Consider the following 22497-nt stretch of genomic DNA (forward strand, 5'->3'; position numbering starts at 1 on the left):
GATCTTCGGGGGTCGGCCGAGAGGCCGACCCCCGCTATCTGACACATACCGGAGGAGAACAGCGTGGGCGACGGGGTCAAGCTCAAGTACGACGATCTTGATGATCTGCAGACCGAGCTCAAGAACATCATCGGCGAGTTCGAGGCGGCGGGGAGCCGGCGCAGGGATCTGTCCCATGCCGTCGGGCGGCCCTACGGCGAAGACGCTCTGCAGGATGCCGCCGACGACTTCGAAGGCCGCTGGGACGACAAGCGCAAGACGCTGATGGACAACTGCAAGAAGGTCGCCGAACATCTCGAAGGCGTGATCAAGGGCTTCAAGGACTTCGACGTCGAAGCCGCGAAGAAGTCAGAGAACAACGGGGGCAACTGACGATGTACCGGATGATGCCTCAGACCTCCCCCGCCGGACACTACATCCAGGTGGTCACGGGTGATGCCGACGCGATCAAGGAGCGCGGCACGCAGATCAGCGAGCTCGCGACGGACATGCAGAAGTCCTCCGCCCTCCTCCAGCGTCTGGTCGACAACGGCTCCGACATGAGGGGCGACGCGATCGACAAGCTCAAGGAGCTGTCGAAGGAGGTCCACGAGGACCTCAAGAAGGGCGGCGAGCTCTACAGCGTGGTCGCGCCCTACATCAAGACCTACGGGCAGGAGCTCGAGGGGTCCCAGACGGCGATGACCACGATCATCGAGGACCTCTGCGACCTCTGGGACGAGTACAACCGCAAGGCCGAGGCCGCGGAATCGGCGCGCAACGAGCGCCCCGACTACCCGACGGGCGACGACGCCGACGACGAGCAGCTCCGCAAGGACGCCGAGGATGCGCGAGACGAGGCGGCCGGAGCCGCGAACACCGTCGCCACCAACGCCAAGGGCGCCTGGGACGCTCGTGCGAAGGACTACGACACCGAGTGGGACTCGTGGCACACGGCGTTCACCAACGCCGCCAACGGTATCCGCGACGACATGGCGGGCAAGATCGAGGACTCCTGGAGCGATGACTTCGGCGGCTTCCTGCAGTTCATGTCCGATGTGCTGGCCGTCGCCGGCATCATCCTCGCAGTGCTCGCCATCATCGTCGGCGGACCGATCATCGCCGTCCTCGCCGGCATCGTCGCCGTGCTCACCCTCGCGGTCGCGCTCACACGGGCGATACGCGGGGAGGGCAGCTGGGTCGACGTGGCCTTCGGCGTGATCGGCGTCATCCCCTTCATCGGTCCCGCCGCCCGCGGCATCCGGACCTTCGCCAGCGCCCCGGCCGGCACCGGCTTCCTCGCCAGGATGACCCCCGCCGCGGGGTGGAGCGCGTGGAGCCGCCAGACCGATCTGGTGAGGAGCTTCCCCGACTTCAGCGCACGACTCTTCGGAGGCCACTCTCTCGTGGAGTTCGGGACGCTGACGAGCGGCACCGCCACCGGCGTGCAGACGCTCGAGATGGTCGGGAAGATCTGGTCCGCGCAGTTCGCGATCGCCGGCGCCACCAAGGATTCCTTCGGCGGTGCCTGGTCGGGGACCTTCGATCCCGATCAGAACCCGTTCAGCTGACCGTTCGCGTTTCTGCAGGGATGACAGACTGGTGCCATGAGCGATCTTCGATCTGAGCTGCTCGGGCGCCGCGGCGCCACCATTCCCCCGTATCGCATGCTCCTTCCTCCGGGGTGGGACGCCTACGACCTGAGCGAGCAGACCGAGAAGGAGCTGGTGAACCGGGCGACGACCCGGCTGCGCGCCGCGCAGGCGACCGAGGCCCTCACCCTGAACCTCTCGCGGCAGGTCCGCGATGCGCTCGCCTCCGTGCGTGCGCAGAACGGTTTCGTGTACGCCTTCGCGGGGGAGAGTGCGCCCACCTGGGCGCTCGGCTCCGCGAGCCTGATCGGCATCAAGAGAGCGGCGACGCCCGAGGCTCCCCTCGGTCGCGTCGTCGAGAACGTGATCGCTAACCAGGGCGGCGTCGCCGTCGGCGAGGGGCATCGCATCGTCCGCTGGACCGAGCGCCGCCCCGTCTCCATGGATGACGTCGACGCCGTGTCGTTCATGATCAACTACCTCATCCCGATCCCCGGCTCGAAGCTCACCGAAGCCGTGCAGTGGACGGTCACCGTCGCGCACGAGGCCGATCTGCCCGAGGACGACCCGGTCCTTGAACTCTGGGTGGCGCTCTTCGACGCCCACGTCGCCACGTTCACCTGGGAGGCATGATGGAGATCGGCTTCGACTTCGAGCTGGCCAAGGCCATCCCGGTGGAGACCGCCGACGTCCGGCAGCTGGGCGCCGCCGAATGGGCGGCTCAGGCCGTCTCCCGGTTCACCGCGGTCGTCGACGTTCCGGTCGCACTTCGTCCGCGCCTCCAGGGGGCGCTGGAGAGCGTCGCCGCAGAGGTCTCCGACGACGCACGACGGTTCCTGCTGGTCGGCACGGATGCCGCCGTGCTCGCTCCCCTGGTGTTCTTCGTCGTCGACCGCGAGCTCACCCGGCAGGAGCAGGCCGACTTCCTGTGGGCGCCGTCGGCGATCCTGCCTCCGGCGTCGCTTCGGGTGGAGACGGCGCATCTCGGCGTCGGGTTCTCCTCGACCCTCGCGCAGCGCGAGGACGGTGTGGACTTCGGGACCCGTCGCTGGCTCTTCTTCGGGCAGGGGCTCACGGCGGGCGCTCTGCTGGGTCCGGTGGCGCCGTACTCGCTGGCCGTTGCCGAGCCCATCGCCGAGAGCATCCTCTCCGCCGCGCGCGTGGAGGGCTTCGTCCCGCTCGCGAACCACGACCGCGTCGAGGAGCTCTTGGCCGCTGTCGTCCGGGCGGGGGACGAGTGGAAGGCGTGAGTTCCCTCGAGTTCGACACCGCCGCCCTGCACGCACCGATCAGCCCGTCGGCGCCCGCCCCTCCGGCGGACGACTCGATCCACGGGAGCGCTGCGGAGGAGCTGTCTGTGCGACGGCTCGTCATCAGAGTCGTTTTCCAGGTTCTCGGGTTCGGCGCCCTGGCCGCGATCGTGGTCATGTTCGTCCAGATGATCTTCGGCGGGGACGGGATGAACATCCTCACCTGGATCATCGCCGCGTTCATGGTCGCGCCGTTCGCGATCTCGCAGATCGTCGCGTTCGGATCACGCCGCCGGGAGATCGCGGACATCGCGTACCGGCTCCCGCGGTTCGCGGCGGACAACCGGATGAGCCACGTCGCCGCCGAGCCGGCGGCGCAGCATCCCGTCACCCGTTTCCGCGCAGGCGGCCCGCTCGCGATCAGAGATCTGCTGAGCTCCCCCGAGCGGTCAGGACTCGAAGCGGGCACGTACTACTACGAGCGGAGCATGGGGCGTTCGATGGTGGAGCACAGCGCGACCTATGTCGCGCTGGACCTTCCGACCGCGGTGCCGTCGATGACCGTCGCCACGAAGCTCGGAGACGTGTGGAGCCAGCAGTCGACCCGTCAGAAGGCGCAGCATCCGGTCAGCATCGACCCCGACTTCGACGCGCACGTGCGGGTGTACTGCGAGCCGCAGGACGACGACGCCGTGCGGAGGCAGCTGACTCCGCCGGTGCGTGAGGCTCTGCGCGAGGTGGCGGGTCGGTGCGACGTCGAGGTGGACGGCGGCCGGATCCATGTCATCGCCCGCAAGGCCCTCCCCTTCGCGGAACCCGCGTTCTGGCGCTGGGTCGGCGACATCGGCGCTCTCGTCTCCGTCCTCTCGCGGCCGGACGCTCCGGTCCCGGCGGAGACGGCATCGGGATGGAGGAGCCGCGACGCCGAGCGTGAGGCGCTCTTCGCGGCGCCCAGGTCGGGGAGGGGCTTCGCCATCGGAGTCCTGTTCATCGTTCTGGGCCTGGTGGCCGCCGCCGTCATCGCAGCCACGACCTGATCCGAGCCGCTCCGCGACCCGTTGGTGGATGGGGAGTTGTGCCCATCGACCGGTGGTGCGGGTGTTGTTAGGTTGGTGGTGTCGGGCCGGAGAGGTCCGGTCCAATTCGATTACCGGAGGTGTGGACGATGGCCGATTTCGGTGCGTCTTATGCGGAGATGGAGCAGGTGGCGTCGTCGCTGTCGCAGGCTCGTGATGACATTCAGGGGCAGCTGGATTCTCTGAAGTCTCAGGTGGACACCCTGCTGGGTGAGGACTTCAAGACGCAGCATGCGTCGGGCAAGTTCGGTGAGGGTTATGGGGAGCTGACCACGGGTCTGAAGACCGCGGTGGATGGTATCAACGACATGTCGGAGTCGCTGCTGGGCATGATGCGTGCGATCCAGGACCTGGACACGCAGCTCGCCGGCGGCTGACACGCTGCTGCAGGATCTTCGGGGGTCGGCCGTCTGCGGTCGGCCCCTGTGCATACACGCGACGGAGGGGTCGTACGGATGTCGGAGGAGACGCTGAGAGCGGCGATGCAGTCGCTGCGGGTGCGTGTGCCCGCGTCCGCTGCGGACGCCGCCGAGCTGCGCGCCGAGGTGAGGGCGGCCGATGCCGCGCTGGGAGCCTGGCTGCGGGAGACGACGGCGGACCGCCTCGCGCGGCACGATCAGAGCGATGACGGGGGAGATGCATGAGCGACGTCAGGATGGACCTCGCGCGGTTGCAGTCGACCGCGCAGAAGGCCAGGGGGCTGGCGACGACGTTCGACGAGGCGGAGTCCTTCGCGGACGACCTCGGAGGCCTCACCGGTCACGGCGGTCTCAGCGACAAGGTCGACGACTTCGGCGGCAAATGGGACATCGCGCGGGAGAAGCTGCGCGACAACCTGCGTTCGCAGGCCGACTTCATGCAGGCCATCGTCGACACGTTCCGTGACCTCGATCAGAAGATGGCCCAGGACGGGGAGGGTTAGACCATGACCGTTCTTCCCGGAAGACCGGATGAGCTGACCGCGCGCGCCGCGGATCTCGTCGCATCGGCCGGCGTCATCCTCACGGTGATCCACGAACTGCGCGGCATCGTCGAGGACGACGAGGGCAAAGCCGTTCAGGCGCTCTACGAGCAGAACGACGAGATCTCGTCTGACCTCGAGCGCATCCATCCGCGCTACAAGGGCACCGCCGACGCGCTCACCGAGTATGCTGTCGCGCTCACGGATGCTCACGCCGACGCAGAACGCGCGCAGGACGATCTCGACGACGCGCTCCTCGCACAGGGCCGCGCCGACGCGGCGCTCCACGACCTCAACGATCGGGTGGATGCCGCCGGCGACTCCACCGACCCCTCCCTCGCCGATCAGGTCCCCGGCGCGCAGCGTGCGGCGAACGATGCCCAGGCGGCCGTCGGGTCGGCGCGCTCGCGGATCGAATCGGCGCGCGAGGCCATGAACGACGCCGCTGAGATCGCGATCCGCAAGATCGACGCGGCCATCGACTCCACGAACGAGGGGTTCTGGGACAAGGTCGGCGACTTCTTCTCCGACATCGGTGACTTCCTCGCGAGCATCGGCGAGTGGATCGGCGATTTCCTGCAGGACGTCGTCGATTTGCTCAAGAAGATCGCCGACACGCTCATCGCGATCCTGGGCGTTCTCGTGGTGCTGCTCCTCATCATCGCGGTGGGCGCGCTGTTCGGAACGATCGGTCTCATCATCGGGGCCGTGATCGCCGGGGTGCTCGCCGCTTTCATCATCACGAGCATCCTGTCCGACGTGCTCAAGGGCACGCCGGGGGTGAGCGAGACGGATCCTTACGCGAACGTGCCGGCGGAGGACGTTCCCGAGGGGCCGAGTCTGGCGACCGTGCTCGACGGCACCGGGGAAGTCGATGGCCTCGGCGGGGAGACCGACTCGGTCGTGAAGATCACCAAGGTGCTCGGGCCCGACGGCTGGTACTACACCGTCACGCTGCCCAGCACGCAGGAGTGGCTGTCCCGCTTCGGAGACCAGGGTGCGGTCAACGACCTCGACAGCAACCTCGCGCTGATGCTGACGCCGGCTCTGCAGACGCAGTACGAGCGGGCGGTCCTCGAGGCGATGGAGCAGGCGGGCATCGGTGAGAACGACCCTGTCATGCTCGTCGGATTCAGCCAGGGCGGGATCATGGCCGGACACCTCGCGGCGTACAACTCCGACTACAACTGGCAGGCCGTCGTCGTCTCCGGAGCGCCCATCGACCACATGCCGATCCCCGATTCGGTCGACGTGGTCTCCGTGCAGCACAACGGAGACCCGGTGCCGAACCTCGACATCGTCGCCGGCGACCTCGGCACCGAGCACGGCTCGAACTGGACGACTATCCACGTGGACCCGCCGAACCCCGCCCCGGTGCTGGGCGTGGATGCCGGCGCACACAACGCCGACAAGTACTCGCAGACCTACCAGGATCATCTGGCCGAAGTGCAGGCGAATCATCCCGGTCTCTCGAACTTCTTCAACGAGGATGGGTACGTCGACGTGTCCTACTACCACTGGAGCGAATGAGCATGAGGCGAGGACACATCGGACGGCGACGGATCATCGCCGTGATGCTGGCGGGGTCTCTCCTGAGCGGTGCGCTGGCGGGATGCACGATGCTGATGCCGCAGACGGGCCAGGCAGAACAGACGGAAGGGTCGACAGTGGACTACGGTGATGTGGCGAACGCCGTGACAGCGGCGGTGCCGAGGGTCGTGGGCGTGCGAGACCTCGCGCAGTCGGCCAATGGTCTGGGCCATCGACTCAGCCTCGGGCTGGAGGTCGACACCGCCGAGCCGCTCACGGCTGATGAGCTGGATGCCGTGGTCGAGGCGATCTGGGGCGCGCTTCCCTGGGAGCCGAACACGATCAAAATCACGGCCGGTGCGGATACGGCGGAGGGCCACGAGATCGTCGATCTCAGGACGGCGGCGGCCGATCTCGATCCGCTGGGCGTGACGAATGCGGGCACGGGTGGAGTGAGCCTGACCGACATGAGCGCTCGGTACGGGAAGTGGTCGGCACCCGAGTGACCGGTCGCGATCTGCGGTTCCGCCTCCCCGGGCGCTGGTTCTCGGTGGACCTGTCCGGTGAAGACGCCAGGACGTCCTCCATCGCGCGCATCGCCAAGGATGCGGTGGGACCGGCCGACGATCGCGCGGCCGAGCGTGCCACGGTGCGGCGTCAGCTGCAGCAGGCGGTCACGGCGGGGGCGGACGGCGACGTCCGCGCCATCATGTTCTCGACCGAGATCGCCAGGGGTACTCCGCTGCCGGTGACGCTCCTCGTCTTCGAGCCCGCAGACCTGCGGATGAGTCCCGCGGTCGGCACGGCGCCGCAGTCGGTGCTCAAGGTCATGGCCGAGGGGCTGAAGCAGCTCGATCCCGGCGCGTACGCCTCGATGATCGAGGTGCGCGGCCCGGGCGTTCCCGCTCTGCGCACGCACCGCGTCGAACAGGTCGAGGAGAGCGGGGACTCGGAGGGGATCCTGCGGTTGATCGCCGATTACTGGATCCCGGTACCAGACACGAAGCGGATGCTGATGGTGCGTTTCTCGACGCCGCTGGGCGAGCTGGAGAACGTGATGCTCGCACTGTTCGACGAGTTCATCGCCGTCGCCTACTTCAGCGAGGACAAGCCGGAGTCCCTGCGCGATCAGCTGCGTGCGGGTGCGACCGCGCACAGCTGACCGGGCGGACCTGACCGCGCGCAGTGATCGCGCTCGGCTGACCACTCGCAGTTGATCAGGCGGAGTCGAGGGCACGGAGCTGACCGCGCAGCCATCACCGCGCGCGTCCGTCGTTGGTCGACGGGTTGCGGTCGGTCTCAGCGTGCAGCCGCGTCGGCGAGGTGTCTCGCGTTGTGGCTGAGCACCTTGACCATGATGCCCCGACGGCGCAGGTCAGCCACCGTCCTGGTGCCCTCATCGGCGTTCCGGCCGAGAGCGTTGATGTTGGCGACGACCAGGACGTCACCGGGGTGCAGAGTCGCGATCAGCCGCGCGAGGCGGTCGTTCCAGCTCTCCAGGATGTCGGGCGCCGGGTGCCGGAAACCCTCGATCGGCACCCCGAACCGGGTGAGATCGTCGCGCTGCTCGACCACCGACGGCATCCCATCGCGTGCGACGACCAGACCGACCAGTCGTGACCCGTCCGGTCGCGCCGACCAGAAGTCCCTGTTCTGCTGCAGCTCGGTGAAGCACTTCGGGCACTCTGCGGCCGCGTGCGGCAGGTGCAGCGGGCTCGTCAAGGCGTCATCCACGGATGCCGCAGCCTTCGTCGGTTCTGTCGTCTCGCTCATCGCGCACCTCCAGCGTCCATTCTGCCCTGTCCGCACACCCCTGGCATGCCTGTCCGCAACCTGCGGGCACGCCCTCAGAGTCGCTGCAGTCGTCGTTGAGGACCTTCGAGGCGGGCCACGGCGATCTTGACCTCGACGATCTCACCCGCCAGGTGGTCGAGCTGGGACTCGACGCGGTCCATCCTGCCTTCGACGCGGTCGATGCGCGTGTCGAGTCTGTCTATCCGTGCATCGACCTGGTCGAACCGCGCTCCGACCTGATCGAACCGCGCATCGACCTGATCGAACCGCGCATCGAGTCCCCTCGACTGGTGCGCGATCATCCCGCCGACGCCACCGAGGACGGCGACGGCGAAGGCGAAGAGGGCGATGACCATTCCGATCACGTCAGGCGACACGAACACCCTCCCATTCTGCTCCGGCGACCAGGGCTCGTCCATCGACTTTAGGCCAGAGAATCCGGCGGTTCCGCGGTCTGTGGACGAACCCGATCGGAGGCACGATGGGGAGGAGGAGAGCGGGTCAGAGCAGGCCGAGCGCCCGCACGGTCTCGCGCTCGTCGACGAGCTCGGCGACGGACGCGTCGATCCGGGCTCGAGACCGTGCGTCGAGCTCGAGCCCCTCGACGATGCGCCACTCTCCGTCCACCGACTGCACGGGGAACGAGGAGATCAGCCCCTCCGGCACTCCGTACTCGCCGTGGGAGACCACCCCCGCCGAGGTCCAGTCGTCGGTGCCCCGCACCCAATCGCGCACGTGATCGATCGTGGCGCTCGCTGCCGAGGCCACCGACGACGATCCGCGGACCTTGATGATCTCGGCCCCGCGCTGAGCGACCCGCGGGATGAACGTCTCGTCGAGCCACGCGGGCACGTCGCCCACGATGGCGGCGAGAGCATCGCCGACCGGCATCCCGGCGACGGTCGCGTGCGAGACGTCGGGGAACTGCGTCGCCGAGTGATTGCCCCAGATGGGCACCCGGCGCACGGTCTCGACCGGGACGCCGAGGGTGGCCGCGAGCTGCCCGCGGGCGCGGTTCTCATCGAGCCTGGTCAGCGCCGTGAAGCGCTCCGCCGGCACGCCGTCGGCGGATGCCGCCGCGATCAGGGCGTTGGTGTTGGCCGGGTTGCCGACGACCGTGACGCGCACACCGGATGCCGCGTGCGCCGCGATCGCGCGCCCCTGCGGACCGAAGATGCCGCCGTTGGCCGCGAGCAGGTCTCCGCGCTCCATCCCCGGTCCTCGGGGGCGGGCGCCGACCAGCAGCGCGAGGTCGCTTCCATCGAAGCCGACAGCGGGGTCGTCCGTCACCTCGACGTGCTCGAGGAGCCCGAACGCGCCGTCCTGCAGTTCCAGAGCCGCGCCCTCTGCGGCGCCCAGGCCCTGCGGGATCTCCAGCAGGCGCAGCCGGACCTTCTCGTCGGGCCCCAGCAGGTCGCCTGCGGCGATGCGGAACAGCAGGGCGTAGCCGATCTGGCCGCCCGCACCGGTGATCGTGATGGTCGTCGTCATATGTCGAGCCTATGACGGCATCCGCCCGGGAGTACCCTCGATCCATGACGTTCAATCCGGATGCCGACATCTCGACCAACACCACTCGTCGCCGAGGACGCGGGGCTGTCGTCGCCGGCGCCGGAGGAATCGGCCTCCTCGGGATCATCGCGCTGATCGCAGGTCCGCTTCTGGGCATCGACCTGACCGGACTGATCCCCGGCGGCACCGATGGTGGCGGGAGCGGCGCGGGAGCACCCCAGGAGTCGAGTCTTACGGACTGCAAGACCGGCCAGGATGCGAACGAGAGGACCGACTGCCGTATGGCAGGCGCCGAGGTGGCGCTGAACGCCTACTGGGAGGACCACGTCGACGGATATGTCAAGCCGGGCATGGTCGTCGTCGACGGATCGACGTCCACGGCGTGCGGCACCGCATCGAACGCGGTGGGCCCCTTCTACTGCCCGCCGGATCAGACCGTCTACATCGACCCCACCTTCTTCCAGGTCATGCAGCAGCAGTTCGGGGCCTCCGCCGGAGATCTCGCTCAGCTCTACATCGTCGGGCACGAGTGGGGCCACCACATCCAGTACATCACCGGCACGATGGACAAGTATCCGAACAACGGCACAGGACCCGAGAGCAACGGCGTGCGCACCGAGCTCCAGGCCGACTGCTATGCGGGGGCCTGGATCGCGCGCATGTCGGAGGACAAGGATGCCGACGGTGTTCCCTACCTGAAGCCTTCGACCGAGGAGCAGCGACGTGACGCGCTCAACGCGGCACTTGTGGTGGGCGACGATCACATCCAGCAGCAGTCGGGCGGCTTCGTGAATCCGGAGAGCTTCACCCACGGGACGAGCGACCAGCGTCAGTACTGGTTCGCGAACGGGTACAAGAACGGCCTCGACGTGTGCGCGGCGACCTTCACTCTGCCGGGGGATCAGCTCGACGGCCAGTAGCGTTGACGGCGTAGGTCTGTGATCTGGAGGATCGATGACGATGAATCTGGATGCGCTGTATCCGGCGATCGAGCCGTATGAGACGGGCGAGCTGCTCGTGGGCGACGGCCACCGCATGTACTGGGAGGTCAGCGGCAACCCGGAGGGCAAGCCGGTGGTGTTCCTCCACGGCGGGCCCGGGAGCGGGACGTCGCCCTGGCAGCGACGGTTCTTCGACCCCGAGGTCTACCGGATCGTCCTGCTCGATCAGCGCGGCTGCGGACGCAGCACCCCGCATGCGGGGGAAGCGGGCGCCGACCTGCGCCACGTCACCACCGCGCACCTCATCGCCGACATCGAGCTGCTGCGCAAGAACCTCGGAATCCGCACCTGGCAGGTGTTCGGCGGCTCCTGGGGCAGCGCGCTCGCGCTCGCCTACGCGCAGGCGCACCCGGATGCCGTCTCCGAGCTCGTGCTCCGCGGCATCTTCACCCTGCGCCGCGAAGAGCTGGAGTGGTTCTACGAGGGCGGGGCGGCCGCGCTGTTCCCCGACCTCTGGGAGGCGTTCATCGCGCCGATACCCGTGCTGGAGCGCACGAGGATGATCGAGGCGTACCATCGGCGCCTGTTCGATCCGGACCCGGCCGTGCACGAGCCCGCCGCGGTCGCCTGGTCGACCTGGGAGGCGTCGACGGTCACGCTCACTCCCGACGCCGAGCAGATCGCCGCGATGTCCGATGCGCGCAGGGCCACCGCGTTCGCGCGGATCGAGAACCACTTCTTCGTGCATCGCGGCTGGTGGGACGAGGGGCAGTTGATCGCCGGTGTGGACGGCATCCGTCACATTCCGACCGTGATCGTGCAGGGGCGGCATGACGTGTGCACGCCCATGATGACCGCGTGGGATCTGCACAGGGCGTGGCCGGAGGCGGACTTCGTCGTGGTCGACGACGCGGGCCACTCGGCATCCGAACCCGGCATCCAGCGCGCGCTCAGGGCCGCGACCGACCGCTTCGCCGGGGCATTCTCCGCCGGTCGGTGAGCGAGCTTCCTCTCGGCCGTTGAGCGAGGGAGCGGAGCGACCGAGACGAAACGGATCTGTCGGCGGGGCGTTTCGTCTCGCTGCGCTCGCTCGACGACCGGGACTTCAGGGGGCGGAGCGACCGAGACAGACGGGGTGGGGCCAGGGCTACGCGCGCAGCGCCTTCAGCAGCGTCTTCACGAGACCCGCGGTGCTGCCGTTCACACGGAACCGGGTCAGCCCCTCGCTCACCTCGGCGCCGGTGCGGGCCGACACGAACCACGGCGGCTTCGGGAGGATCGTGAGCCGACCGCCGCCGTTCACCACGGGCAGCGACCGGGGGAACGGGCGGAACGGTCCGCGGATCACCGAGCGCTCCACGCCGTCGAGCAGCAGGGCGTTGTGCACGATGCCGATGCCGCTGCCCACGTCGTCGATCGTGCTGCCGGGGAACGCGCCCCACGTGAGGGTCGGGGTGATGAACCCGAAGGCCGTCCAGCCGTTGATGGCGATCGAGCCGTAGCGGAGGTTCGCGATCGCGCGCTCGAATCCGCTGCCGAGCGACTTCTCCGTCGCCGGGTCGATCAGCAGGTTCGCGCCGAGCGTGCCCTGCAGCTCGTCGTTGGCGTACGCGACCGCGGCGTCGAGGAAGGACTGCCCCTCGCCGGGGACGGTCACGACGCCGAGCACAGGGGCGAAGTACTCGGTGCGCTGCAGCGCGTCGGGGTCGTCTCCGTCGCCGATCTCGACGAGCAGGCGGTCGCCGAGCACGAGGGCGTCGGGGTAGGCGTCTGTGGCCTGCTGCATCCTCGAGGGCGACCCGGGGTACCAGATCGGCCGTTCCGGGGCGTTCGCGTAGGCGCGGCGCAGCTCGGCGCGGAAGCGGTCGGCCTGCGGCCAGTCGGACGACAGGATGACGACCTGACCGGCGATGCAGTTGTGTCCGCCGTTCTGCAGGCGCATGGTCGCGACGTGCTCCGCCTGGTAGCGCAGGTCGTCGTCCGACCACGCGCCGGGGACGACGATGATGGGCGAGACTCCGCCCAGCTCGGCGGTGATCGGCTTCTTCAGCTGCGGACGGTTCTCGCGGCGGCGTCTGGCGGCCGCGGCGCCCGTGCCCCACACGATCGCGTCGAACGTCGCCGCAGAGCCGGTGATGTGCACGTGGACGAGGTCGGGGTGACCGGTCAGGTAGGCGCCGACCGACGGTCCGCCGCGCACGATGCGCAGGAACCCCGGCTCGATGAGCGGCGCGAAGGCGCGTTTGTAGACGGGCACGAGGGCGTCCTGCGTGGGGTTGACCTTCAGCAGCGCGGTGCGGTTGTGGGCGAGCAGCTCGTAGAGCACGTCGAGCACGGGGATGGAGGTGATGTTGCCCGCGCCGAGCACGAGTCCGACCCCGCCGGATGCGGTCGGGGTGCGCTGCGCGAGCCCCGCGGCGGCCCGCGCACCGTTCGGGGTGATGCCCGGTTCCAGCCAGACCTCTCCGGTGAACCCCGACAGCAGGAACCTGTCGATGCCGGTCAGCGGGAAGGTGTGCACGCGGGTGCGTCCGCCCGGAGCACGGTCGATCTTCACGCCGTCGAGGGGGTTGGTGCCGTCGGCGAGACGCGAGAGGGTCTCGATGTAGGCGTCGAGGGCGCCGAGCACGCTGTACGGGCCGCTCAGCCACTCCTCGCCGCGGAGAGGATGCCGTCCGTCCAGCCCCTTCGACGCCGCAGCGGTGTCGGCCCAGTCCTCGGCGGTCGCCGCGACGCTCGTCCGCACCGCGCGCAGGAGAGTGACGCGCTGTGACAGCGTCAGCGCCGACCAGATCGAGGCGCCGGTCTGCAGGTCGCCGATCGCGGAGTCGAGGCGCGCGCGCTCGCCCTCATCGAGTGCGGGGAGGGCGGATGCGGATGCAGTGACCCCCGAGCTCTTCGCCGTCGCGGGTGCGGTGCTGGCGACTTCCGAGCTCTTCTGCCGTGCAGACGCCGGAGCCTTCGCGGTCTTGGTGGCACCCGGGCTCTTCGCTGCCGAGGCGTCGGTCTTCGGCCGTGCAGATGCCGGAGCCTTCGCGGTCTGGGCCGCATCCGGGCTCTTCGGTGTCGCGGGCGCGGTCTTCGGGGCTTTCGCGCCCGACGAGGCCTTCTTCGCAGGGCGAGGGGTGCTCGACGCGCTCTCGTCGGCGCTGGGCGATGTCGCAGAAGTCATCGGCGTCTCCTTCAAGGCAGGACCCCAGCTTATGCCGCCGGGTCCGGTTCGGCCCGGTCTCACGTGGTGGACCTGGGCTTTCGCGCGGCGAGAACCTGCACGAGCTGCAGAAGTTTCGGGCGCGTGCGCAGCGATCAGCAGCGCGAGCGGGAGAAGAGCCGCGCGAGGAGGGGAGCAGCGCGAGCGGGAGAAGCGCAGCGGGAACGGGGAGCCTGCGCGAGCGGGTATCAGCCCTCGATGTCGACGCGACGGAGGCGGTAGCGGCGCAGCGCGGCGAGACTTCCCAGCATGAGGACTGCCGGGAGGATGCTGAAGCTCAGCACGATGCCGGCGATCGCGGCATCCGGCTGGGTCGTCGTCGCCCCGGCGACCGTCGACACGTAGCCGGTCGCGGCCAGCGTGAGCGACACGACGGTGGCGCCCAGGGCGAAGCCGACGGTCTCGCCGGCGGTCCAGACGCCCGTGAACGTGCCGGCCTGGCCGGCGCCGTGGATGCGCTCGTCATGCGAGATGACGTCGGGGAGCATGGCCATCGGCAGCGACTGCAGCCCGGCGTAGGCGACTCCGGCCACGGCCACCGAACCGTAGATCCACGGTCCGGGCGCCCACACGGCGAGCGTGATCGACGCCGCCGCGACGGTGAACAGCACGCTCGCGACGCCGAACGCGCGTTCCTTGCCGACGCGACGGGCGATCGCGGTCCATCCGGGCGTCGCGAGCAGCGCGGGGCCGACGAGTGCGAGGAAGACCAGCGTCACGGCATCCTCCGACCGCAGCACCCAGGTCGCCACGTACTGGGCGCCGGCGAGCATCGTGCCGGTCGCGAGCGCCTGAAGGAGGAACGTCGCGAGCAGCGCCCGGAAGGGCTGGCTGCGGCGGAGGGCGCTGAACCCCGATGCGTAGTGGTCGCGCAGGCTCGCCGTCTCCGGCGCGGCGCTCGCCGCAGGGCGCGCACGGGATGCCGCGGCATCCGCCGTCTTCGCGGCCACGTACATCCCGATGCCGATCGCGAGACCGGCGGCGATGCCCATCAGGAGGTATCCGACGACCTGGTCGGACCCGGCCTTGCGCAGCTCGGGGCCGCCTGCGCCGAACAGCAGGATCGCCGCGGTCAGGACGATGACGCGCCAGCCGAGCAGCCGCGTGCGCTCGTCGTAGCTGTCGGTGAGCTCGGCGGGGAGGGCGACGTACGGCACCTGGAACAGGCTGAAGGCCGTGGCGGTGGCGAGGAACGCCAGGAGCACGCACGCGGCGCCGGCGACAGGACCCCACGATGGCGGCACCGCGAAGGTGAGCGCGAAGAAGAGGGGGAGCGTGAGCGCGCCGGTGACCATGAATCCGCGGCGGGATCCGGTGCGGGCGAGCTGGCGATCGGATGCCGCCCCGATGACCGGGTCGATCACCACGTCCCAGATCTTCGCCGCGGTCACGATGAGCCCCGCGGCCAGGGCCGCGACACCGAGGTTGTCGGTGAGGAAGTAGGTCAGCACGAGACCCGGGAGGGTCGCGTAACCGCCGGTCCCCAGGGAACCGATCGAGTACAGCGCGATCGTGCGGGCGGACAGGCGGGCGGATGCTCGTTCGGGGCGAGCCTCGGTGCTCATCGCGCCAGTGTATCGGTCGCCTCGGCGAGGCGATCCGCGCCGTCGCCCTGCGGGGTCGGCGAGGATCGAACGCTGATCGGGATCAGATCAGGGAGAGCTCGCGGAGCTTCGCCTCGACGTCGGCGTTGGACGGCTCGACGTGGTGGGAGGAGTCCGGGTAGACGACGACGGGGATGTTCGTGCGGCCCGAGATCTCCTTCGCGACGTCGGCCGCGGAGGGATCGGCGACGAGGTCGATGTAGGTGTACTCGATGCCGAGCTCGTCGAGCTGCTTCTTGGTGCGGATGCAGTCGCGGCACCAGTCGGCGCCGAACATCGTGATCTCGGATGCTGCAGGAGTGGTCATGCATCCAGGGTACGACGAACGGATGCCCCTGGCGTCGTTGACTAGTAAGGGTAGCCTTACCTATGCTTGAGGGATGAGCACCGCATGCGAGCACCTCGAGGATCCGGACTGGGAGAGCATCGAGGGCGCGGTGCTCATCGCGGGGGATGCCGCGGACGCCGTGTTCATCGCCGGCATCTGCGCCCGACTGCCGTGGGACGCGCAGGGCGTGGTCCTGCTCGAGGCCGCCGCCCGCATCCAGCTCCGCCATATCGACGTGCCCGACGGGGTGTCGGTGCGATGGCTGATGCGGGGCGACGGCATCCGCCAGCACGTCAAGGGGGAGCGTCTCGCCGCCGCGGTCCACGCCTGGTGCGTGGAGTGGACCTGCACGGAGCCTCCGGCGCAGTGGACGGTCTGGCTCGGCCCGCACACTCCTCCGCGGGTGGCCCGCATGGCTCGGAGCCTTCTCGGCGTCGCCAACTGACCACGCGCCGCCGACCCCGGAGGGCGGCGGCGCGTCCCTCGACCGCATCGACCCGGCGGCCCCAGCTCGGCCGGATCGATGCGGTCGGTCTCAGCGCGCGACGGCGGATGCCGTCTGCGCGGCCCCGGCGGTGATCGCATCGAGGGCGCGGCGCAGCGAGGAGCTCGAGGTGTGGGCGGTGTACGGGAAGTACACGACCTCCACTCCGACCTCGGCGAACTCCCGCTCGAGCCGCAGGCCCTTCTCGGTGCCCCGCCAGTCGTCGCCCTTGAAGAAGTGCGTGAAGTGCACGTCTCGCCAGGAGTCCATCTTCGACGGCGTCGTCTCGACGTAGACGTCGTCGACGAACGAGATGTGACGAACGATCTCCGCGCGCTCCGCCGTCGGGATGACGGGCTCGATGCCCTTCACCTCGCGCAGCATCTCGTCGCTCACGACGCCGGCGATCAGAATGTCGCACTGCTGCTTGGCGTGTCGAAGAAGGTTCAGGTGCCCGACGTGAAACAGGTCGAAGGCACCAACGGCATAGCCGATGCGCGTCCCCATGATCTCCCCAGATCAGTAGATTCCCCAGAAGCGGATCCCCATCCGCTCAGCGACTCCCACAGCCGCATCCGGTCAGCCTAGCAGGAGTTCGCCCGAAGCGGGGAGTGCCCGGTTCTGACCCTTCTCACGCGGGGCCGAATATGGAAAGGTTGTTTATGAAGTGAGTGAGGACGTTCTCAACTCATAGCAACCCGTGAAACGATGGAGTCGGCATCCGACGAGGGGGATCAGGTGGTGGCAGAGGTCACGGTCATCGTGCCGACGTACAACGAGCGCGACAACGTCGCGGAACTCGTCGCACGCACCGCCGCCGCGCTCGCGGGGCGTGACGCCGAGATCCTCTTCGTCGACGACAGCACCGACGACACCGCTCTCGAGGTCGAGCGGGTCGCGGCCGACGCGCCCCTGCCCGTCCGCGTGATCCACCGCGACGACAACACCGGCGGACTCGGCGGCGCCGTGGTCGTCGGGCTCAAGGCCGCGGCATCCGACCTCTGCATCGTCATGGACGGCGACCTGCAGCATCCGCCTGAGCTGCTGCCCTCGCTCGTCGACCGCCACGACGAGGGCGGCGCCGACGTCGTCGCGGCGTCGCGCTACATCGGCGGAGGCGACACCAGCGGGCTCGGCACGGCCGTGAGATTCGGGGTGTCGCGCGCCGCGACCTGGCTGACCAGGGCGATGTTCCCGATCCGCCTCGCGCGCAGCACCGACCCGATGACCGGCTTCTTCCTGGTCGATCGCAGCAGGCTCGACCTCGACGCGCTCCGACCGCAGGGGTTCAAGATCCTCCTCGAGATCCTCGCGCGCACCGACCTGCGCATCGCCGAGGTGCCGATGGAGTTCGCCGAGCGACGCCACGGCACATCCAAGGCGAGCCTCCGGCAGGGGGCCACGTTCATCGCCCACCTGGCCAGGCTCCGCTTCGGGAAGATGTCGCTGTTCGCGATGATCGGCGTCATCGGCGCCGTCGCCAATCTCGGCATCATGTGGCTGCTCGTCGAGGCGGGAGTGCCGGACATCTGGGCGGCGATCATCGGCGCCGAGGTCACGATCATCGGCAACTTCCTGCTGCAGGAGCGCTTCGTCTTCGCCGACATGCGCACGGACGCCAGGGCCCTCGGCATCCGCTTCGCCTCGTCGTTCGCGTTCAACAACGCCGAGGCGGCACTGCGCATCCCGGTGATGGCGCTGATGGCCTCGAGCTGGCACATCTCCAGCGTGCTCGCCACGGCGCTCTCGCTGATCGTCGCGTTCTTCGCCCGGTTCCTGTTCCACTCCCTCGTCGTCTACGCGCCGCGTCGGCGGCGGAAGGCGGATGCCGCGGAGGAGCCTTCCGTCGACACCGCGGCGCTCAGGGTCATCAGGGCGATCGACGCCGAGGCGATGCGGCCGGGGGAGCTCTAACTCTTCGGGCGGGCGTACTCGCCGCGCACGATGCCGAGGGCGGCGAGCATCCGTCCCTGCGCGAACCACGCGCGCCGCTGGTAGACGGCGTTCGCCGCCGTGTCGCGTCGCAGGGCCGAGACCGCGCGTCCGCCGGTGAAGGCGATCCAGCGCACCGCTCCGCCGACCAGGTGCGCGACGTGCAGGAGCGGGCGCTTCCACGCCGGCGCCTCCCGGATCAGCAGCCGCACGCGGGCCTGCCCGTGGGAGATCGCGCGGCGGTGCACGAACTCGCGCGTCGTGCGCTCGGGCGCGATGTCGTCGCGGGCCACGGAGTCGGCTGAGGCCACGATCGATCCGCCCCGCGCGACGACGGCGCGGCCGAACACGTTGTCCTCGCCGCCGATGAGACCGAGCGAGACGTCGAAGCGCACGCCGAGGGCCCGCACCTGGGCGGTGTCGACGAGCACGTTCCCGGTGGCGAGGGAGTCCAGCCGCTTGCCGTTCGGGAAGCGCGTGCGGCGCATGAAGCCGCCCGCGGCGATCCACGGGTCGGTGCCCTCGGGCCACACGTAGCGGACGTAGCCCATCACCACGGCGGCGCGTGTGTCGCGCCAGACGTCGACCAGGCCGTGCAGCCACCCGTCCTCGGGGAACACGTCATCGTCGATCATGACCGTGAGCTCGTCGTCGGATGCCGCGTCCAGGGCCGCCTGCCGGACGGCGGCGATGCCGGGGGTCGTCTCCGAGAGGTACTCGACGCCCAGTTCTCCGGCGACGACCTCGGCGGATCGCTCCGGGTCGTTGTCGACGAGCAGGATGCGCGTGCGCAGCCCATCGGTCTGCGTGCGGATCGCCGCGACCAGAGGGGGCAGCAGAGCAGCGCGTCGGTACGTCGGGACGGCGATCAGCACGGACTCGGTCATCGTGTCGCTCCGCGACGGTGCGCCACCGCGCGTGTGAAGGCCTCGCGATGGGCGACGCCCGCCCGGTCCCAGTCACGGGCCGAGAGGTCGGGCTCGCCGGCCGGAAGGGTGCGGATCGCCTCGGCGAACGCCAGGAGATCGGATGCCGCGAGCTCCTCGTCGAACATCGTGATCCAGCCGGGGCCGACCTCCGCCGACAGGGCTTCGTTGACGGCGGTGCGGGGCACCAGCACGGGGCGGTTCAGGGACAGCGCCGCGAGCACGGTGCCGGAGTTGTGCATGAAGCGGTAGGGCAGCACGATGCCGGAGCTGCTCATGACGGCGCGGGCGAAGTCGGGCTCCGACAGGTAGCGGAGGTCGAGCTCGATGCGGCCGTCGGCCTTCGCGCTCGCCCGCACCTCGTCGGCGAGGCCGGCGCTGGTCGGGTTGCCGGCGATGCGCAGCCGCAGCTCGGGGGCGGCCTCCGCCGTCTCCGAGAAGACGCGGATCAGGTCCTCGACGCCCTTGTACCGTCGCACGAGGCCGACGAATCCGAGGGTTCCGGGAGCGGCATCCGTCTTCTCGACATCGGCGAACCAGTCGCGGTAGTGGCCGTGCGGGATCAGCGTCGACTCCGCGCCCTCCGGAAGCTCCGTCAGCTCGTTGAGCACGATGCGGTGATCGGTGCGACGCTCCACCCATTCGAGGTAGCGGCGCTGCCAGGGGGAGACGTCGCCAGGGAGCTCGACGTTGTGCACGGTGCGGATGACGGCGACCCGGCCCATCGAGATGCGGGCCCGCAGCGCGATCGCGTACGCCCGACGGGCGAGGCCCTTCGCACCCGTCCCGGAGCCGAACAGCGTCTCCGGCCAGTGGAACTGGATGGCGTCGAGTCGGCCGAACAGCGCCTGACGGCGGTCGAAGCGCAGGTGCTCCACGCCCGGCGTCGACGCCAGCGCCTCATCCAGCATGTGCACGTACGGATTGGATGTGGGGCGCGGCGCCCCGAATGACTGCATCACCCTGATCGGGCGCGCAGAACCCCCTGATTTGTTCCCCATGGTTCCAGTGTGCCAGCAGTCGGGCTCTACACTGGTCGGGAATGACCCGGGCATGTGGGGTGCCCGCGGGTCGTGACATAGGGGAGTCGACATGTCTGCATCCTTCGCTGCCGCATACCGGCAGCTGGCCGCTGCGCAGAAGGGCCATGCCCGCGGGGCGCCCGGCTACTCGGTGTACGTGAACCGCAGGGTCGGGCGGATGCTGGCCGCTTTCGCGTTCCGCGTGGGCATCACGCCGAACCAGGCCACGGCCATCAGCGCCGTGCACACGTTCACCGGTCTCGCGCTCCTGCTCCTCCTCCCGGCGGCGTGGTGGACCGGCATCCTCGTCGCCCTGTTGCTCGCCCTCGGCTACGCGTGGGACTCGGCCGACGGTCAGATCGCACGGCTCCGCGGCGGCGGCAGCCTCGCGGGCGAGTGGCTCGACCACTTCGTCGACGCGCTGAAGATCGCCTCGCTGCACCTCGTCGTGCTGCTCGCTCTGCAGCTGCACACCCCGCTCGCCGGCACGCCGTGGCTGCTCATCCCGCTCGCCTTCTCGGTGGTCGACGTCGTGACGTTCTTCGGGATGCTCCTCAACGACCTGCTGAAGCAGAAGAAGGGAGTGCAGTCGACGCACTCCCGCGGCGGCGGCACCTTCCTGCGGTCGATGATCCTGCTGCCCACCGATTTCGGGCTGCTGTGCCTGGTGTTCGCCCTGTGGGGATGGACGACCGGCTTCCTCGCCGTCTACGCGGTGCTCGCCCTGATCAACGCGCTGTTCCTCGCGCTCGCCGCCGTGAAGTGGTTCCGTGAGATCAGCGCGCTCGACCGCGAGGACGGCTGAGCGGCATGGCTGCCGCACCCGCGTTCGCGGTCGTCACGGTCAACTACGGATCCAGTGCGCTGATCGCCGAGAACTTCGGCCGCCTCGCGCTGCCGCCGGAGGGGCGTCTCATCATCGTCGACAGCTTCAGCTCCGCGGCCGAGCGCGAGGCCGTCAGCGCCGTGGCCGACGCACTGGGCGCCGAGCGCGTGCTGCTCGACGAGAACCTCGGCTACGGCGGCGGGACCAACGCCGGGGCGGCGCGGGCGCTCGAGCTCGGCGCCGAGGTGATCGTGCCTCTCAACCCCGATGCGAGCATCGCGATCGACGACCTGCGTCGGATCGTCGACGCCGCGCACGGCACCCGAGATCTCGTGTCTCCCCGCATCGTCACGGGAACGGGCGCCAACTGGTTCGCGGGGGCCGACCTCTACCTCGATGACGGCACGACCGCCGGGCGCGCGGCCAGGGCGAGGCACGAGGGCCGCCCTCGACGCGAGTGGGCCACAGGCGCGTGCTTCGCGCTGTCCGCCGACGTGTGGCGGGACCTCGACGGATTCGACGAGGAGTACTTCTTGTACTGGGAGGACATCGACCTCTCGCATCGTGTGCTCGATGCCGGCGGGGCGCTCGTGCTGGCCGACGCGGTCGTCGTCCACGACGAGGGCGGCACCCACGAGGGCGAGACCACCGATCGTGCGAAGTCGCCGACGTACTACTACTTCAACATCCGCAATCGGATGATGTACGCCCGCAAGCATCTCGATCAGGACGGCATCCGTCGGTGGCGGCGTTCCTCGCTGCGCGTCGGGTACGGGGTACTCCTTCAGGGTGGTCGGCGCCAGCTTCTGTCCACTGCCCCGTGGCGCGCCTATGCGCGCGGGGTCCGCGACGGCTTCCGGGTGAGCCGGGGGAAGGCGACGGGACGATGAGCGGCATCCTCACGGTCTGCGACGCGAACGTGTGCCGTTCGGTCGCAGCGGAGTTCCTCCTCGCCGAGGAGTTCTCGCAGCACGCCTCGCTCGCGGGGGTGCGGGTCTCCAGTCGAGGAGCGCAGGCTCTGCAGGCCCACTCCGCCTGTCGGCTCGTGGCGGAGATGCGCGAGGACGAGATCTGGCTCGCGCGGTCTCGACGGCATCAGTCGCTCCAGCTCGGCGCCGAGGAGATCGAGGACGCGGATCTGATTCTGACGGCGACGACGAGCTCCCGCGCGGCGGTCGTGTCGCTGGTTCCGGGTGCGCGGCGCCGGGTCTTCACGCTGCGCGAGGCCCTGTGGCTCGCGCCGGGGTTCGCACCGAGACCGGGCGCGGTCGGTGACGACCTCGTGCGCGACTTCGCCGCGCACCTCGATGCGCAGCGCGGGCTCCAGCAGGTTCCGGTGAAGCGGGCGCGTCCGTGGCGGCGCGCTGCTCACCCCTTCGACATCGCAGACGGGCACGGCGCCGGTCGTCGTGCTCACGCCGCGACGCTCCAGCAGGTGCAGAAGACGGTCGCAGAGCTGGTCAGGGCGATGGCCACGGATCCGACTTTGCCTTTTCTCTCGACACGGAGGGCACCCGTCCAGTAGGATT

General features: G+C 69.4%; 27 protein-coding genes. 18 read left to right on the plus strand and 9 right to left on the minus strand.

Annotated features, from left to right (window positions below; all coding sequences use genetic code 11):
• Positions 1-63: 63 nt before the first annotated feature.
• From ACFY5A_RS07730 to ACFY5A_RS07780, 11 genes are all read left to right on the plus strand, one after another.
• Entirely contained in the window at positions 64-372 is a 309-nt protein-coding gene (locus ACFY5A_RS07730; protein ID WP_105673883.1) for a flagellar protein FlgN, read from the plus strand.
• Positions 373-383: 11 nt separating this feature from the next.
• Complete coding sequence (locus ACFY5A_RS07735; RefSeq protein ID WP_341940431.1) at positions 384-1550, plus strand: DUF308 domain-containing protein; 1167 nt, start codon at positions 384-386, stop codon at positions 1548-1550.
• A gap of 36 nt (positions 1551-1586) precedes the next feature.
• Positions 1587-2204, plus strand: a complete 618-nt coding sequence (locus ACFY5A_RS07740; protein ID WP_341940430.1) for a hypothetical protein — start codon at positions 1587-1589, stop codon at positions 2202-2204.
• Positions 2201-2821 carry a hypothetical protein gene (locus tag ACFY5A_RS07745; protein WP_341940429.1) on the plus strand — a complete coding sequence of 207 codons (621 nt, stop codon included), beginning with the start codon at positions 2201-2203 and terminating at the stop codon, positions 2819-2821. The genes ACFY5A_RS07740 and ACFY5A_RS07745 overlap by 4 nt, the downstream gene beginning before the upstream one ends.
• Entirely contained in the window at positions 2818-3858 is a 1041-nt protein-coding gene (locus ACFY5A_RS07750) for a hypothetical protein (protein ID WP_387232914.1), read from the plus strand. The genes ACFY5A_RS07745 and ACFY5A_RS07750 overlap by 4 nt, the downstream gene beginning before the upstream one ends.
• Before the next feature lie 128 nt (positions 3859-3986).
• A complete protein-coding gene (locus ACFY5A_RS07755) occupies positions 3987-4274 on the plus strand; it encodes a WXG100 family type VII secretion target (RefSeq protein WP_105673989.1) in 288 nt (95 codons plus the stop codon).
• Positions 4275-4352: 78 nt separating this feature from the next.
• On the plus strand, positions 4353-4541 hold the full coding sequence (locus tag ACFY5A_RS07760; RefSeq protein ID WP_341940426.1) for a hypothetical protein: 189 nt from the start codon (positions 4353-4355) through the stop codon (positions 4539-4541).
• Positions 4538-4819 carry a hypothetical protein gene (locus ACFY5A_RS07765; protein ID WP_105673895.1) on the plus strand — a complete coding sequence of 94 codons (282 nt, stop codon included), beginning with the start codon at positions 4538-4540 and terminating at the stop codon, positions 4817-4819. The genes ACFY5A_RS07760 and ACFY5A_RS07765 overlap by 4 nt, the downstream gene beginning before the upstream one ends.
• 3 nt (positions 4820-4822) lie before the next feature.
• A complete protein-coding gene (locus ACFY5A_RS07770; RefSeq protein WP_341940424.1) occupies positions 4823-6388 on the plus strand; it encodes a hypothetical protein in 1566 nt (521 codons plus the stop codon).
• Positions 6385-6894: a hypothetical protein gene (locus ACFY5A_RS07775; RefSeq protein WP_341940423.1), complete on the plus strand. Its 510-nt coding sequence runs from the start codon at positions 6385-6387 to the stop codon at positions 6892-6894. Before ACFY5A_RS07770 ends, ACFY5A_RS07775 begins: the two co-directional genes overlap by 4 nt.
• The gene (locus ACFY5A_RS07780) at positions 6876-7550 is read left to right on the plus strand and encodes a hypothetical protein (RefSeq protein ID WP_387232919.1); all 675 of its coding nucleotides are present in this window, start codon (positions 6876-6878) and stop codon (positions 7548-7550) included. The genes ACFY5A_RS07775 and ACFY5A_RS07780 overlap by 19 nt, the downstream gene beginning before the upstream one ends.
• Before the next feature lie 137 nt (positions 7551-7687).
• On the opposite strand, the gene ACFY5A_RS07785 is transcribed toward ACFY5A_RS07780, so the two are convergent.
• From ACFY5A_RS07785 to ACFY5A_RS07795, 3 genes are all read right to left on the minus strand, one after another.
• The gene (locus tag ACFY5A_RS07785; RefSeq protein WP_341940421.1) at positions 7688-8161 is read right to left on the minus strand and encodes a recombinase family protein; all 474 of its coding nucleotides are present in this window, start codon (positions 8159-8161) and stop codon (positions 7688-7690) included.
• A gap of 74 nt (positions 8162-8235) precedes the next feature.
• A complete protein-coding gene (locus tag ACFY5A_RS07790; RefSeq protein ID WP_341940420.1) occupies positions 8236-8565 on the minus strand; it encodes a response regulator in 330 nt (109 codons plus the stop codon).
• Positions 8566-8683: 118 nt separating this feature from the next.
• Positions 8684-9673, minus strand: a complete 990-nt coding sequence (locus tag ACFY5A_RS07795; protein ID WP_223587180.1) for a malate dehydrogenase — start codon at positions 9671-9673, stop codon at positions 8684-8686.
• 44 nt (positions 9674-9717) lie between these two features.
• Between ACFY5A_RS07795 and ACFY5A_RS07800 the strand changes: the two genes are divergently transcribed.
• Positions 9718-10614, plus strand: a complete 897-nt coding sequence (locus ACFY5A_RS07800; protein WP_387232923.1) for a neutral zinc metallopeptidase — start codon at positions 9718-9720, stop codon at positions 10612-10614.
• A 34-nt stretch (positions 10615-10648) separates the two neighbouring features.
• Positions 10649-11635: a prolyl aminopeptidase gene (gene pip / locus ACFY5A_RS07805; RefSeq protein ID WP_387232926.1), complete on the plus strand. Its 987-nt coding sequence runs from the start codon at positions 10649-10651 to the stop codon at positions 11633-11635.
• 147 nt (positions 11636-11782) lie between these two features.
• On the opposite strand, the gene ACFY5A_RS07810 is transcribed toward pip, so the two are convergent.
• The 3 genes from ACFY5A_RS07810 to ACFY5A_RS07820 form a co-directional block, all read right to left on the minus strand.
• A complete protein-coding gene (locus ACFY5A_RS07810) occupies positions 11783-13807 on the minus strand; it encodes an aldehyde dehydrogenase family protein (RefSeq protein ID WP_387232929.1) in 2025 nt (674 codons plus the stop codon).
• A 227-nt stretch (positions 13808-14034) separates the two neighbouring features.
• The gene (locus ACFY5A_RS07815; RefSeq protein ID WP_387232932.1) at positions 14035-15411 is read right to left on the minus strand and encodes an MFS transporter; all 1377 of its coding nucleotides are present in this window, start codon (positions 15409-15411) and stop codon (positions 14035-14037) included.
• An 82-nt stretch (positions 15412-15493) separates the two neighbouring features.
• Complete coding sequence (locus ACFY5A_RS07820) at positions 15494-15757, minus strand: glutaredoxin domain-containing protein (RefSeq protein WP_105673911.1); 264 nt, start codon at positions 15755-15757, stop codon at positions 15494-15496.
• A gap of 73 nt (positions 15758-15830) precedes the next feature.
• Here ACFY5A_RS07820 and ACFY5A_RS07825 point away from each other — a divergent pair, with 73 nt between their 5' ends.
• Entirely contained in the window at positions 15831-16223 is a 393-nt protein-coding gene (locus tag ACFY5A_RS07825) for an SIP domain-containing protein (RefSeq protein WP_223587176.1), read from the plus strand.
• Positions 16224-16313: 90 nt separating this feature from the next.
• Here ACFY5A_RS07825 and ACFY5A_RS07830 read toward each other — a convergent pair whose 3' ends face one another.
• Complete coding sequence (locus tag ACFY5A_RS07830) at positions 16314-16769, minus strand: adenylyltransferase/cytidyltransferase family protein (RefSeq protein ID WP_105673915.1); 456 nt, start codon at positions 16767-16769, stop codon at positions 16314-16316.
• A gap of 201 nt (positions 16770-16970) precedes the next feature.
• On the opposite strand from ACFY5A_RS07830, the gene ACFY5A_RS07835 reads away from it, so the two are divergent.
• Complete coding sequence (locus tag ACFY5A_RS07835; RefSeq protein WP_387232936.1) at positions 16971-18176, plus strand: glycosyltransferase; 1206 nt, start codon at positions 16971-16973, stop codon at positions 18174-18176.
• On the opposite strand, the gene ACFY5A_RS07840 is transcribed toward ACFY5A_RS07835, so the two are convergent.
• Together ACFY5A_RS07840 and ACFY5A_RS07845 are read right to left on the minus strand one after the other, a co-directional pair.
• Entirely contained in the window at positions 18173-19081 is a 909-nt protein-coding gene (locus ACFY5A_RS07840) for a glycosyltransferase (RefSeq protein ID WP_341940413.1), read from the minus strand. The two genes, ACFY5A_RS07835 and ACFY5A_RS07840, sit on opposite strands and share 4 nt — an antisense overlap.
• Positions 19078-20031: a glycosyltransferase gene (locus tag ACFY5A_RS07845; protein ID WP_341942598.1), complete on the minus strand. Its 954-nt coding sequence runs from the start codon at positions 20029-20031 to the stop codon at positions 19078-19080. The genes ACFY5A_RS07840 and ACFY5A_RS07845 overlap by 4 nt, the downstream gene beginning before the upstream one ends.
• 181 nt (positions 20032-20212) lie before the next feature.
• Here ACFY5A_RS07845 and ACFY5A_RS07850 point away from each other — a divergent pair, with 181 nt between their 5' ends.
• From ACFY5A_RS07850 to ACFY5A_RS07860, 3 genes are read left to right on the plus strand one after another with little or no spacing between them, the layout of a single operon-like run.
• Positions 20213-20947 (plus strand): CDP-alcohol phosphatidyltransferase family protein, encoded by a 735-nt coding sequence (locus ACFY5A_RS07850; protein ID WP_105673924.1) that lies wholly within the window; start codon positions 20213-20215, stop codon positions 20945-20947.
• Positions 20948-20952: 5 nt separating this feature from the next.
• Positions 20953-21858, plus strand: coding sequence for a glycosyltransferase family 2 protein (locus tag ACFY5A_RS07855; protein ID WP_387232940.1), 906 nt, complete (start codon positions 20953-20955; stop codon positions 21856-21858).
• Complete coding sequence (locus ACFY5A_RS07860) at positions 21855-22493, plus strand: hypothetical protein (RefSeq protein ID WP_387232942.1); 639 nt, start codon at positions 21855-21857, stop codon at positions 22491-22493. Before ACFY5A_RS07855 ends, ACFY5A_RS07860 begins: the two co-directional genes overlap by 4 nt.
• The last annotated feature ends 4 nt before the right edge of the window (positions 22494-22497 follow it).

This window comes from Microbacterium sp. NPDC012755 (assembly GCF_042901325.1).
Lineage (GTDB): Bacteria > Actinomycetota > Actinomycetes > Actinomycetales > Microbacteriaceae > Microbacterium > Microbacterium natoriense.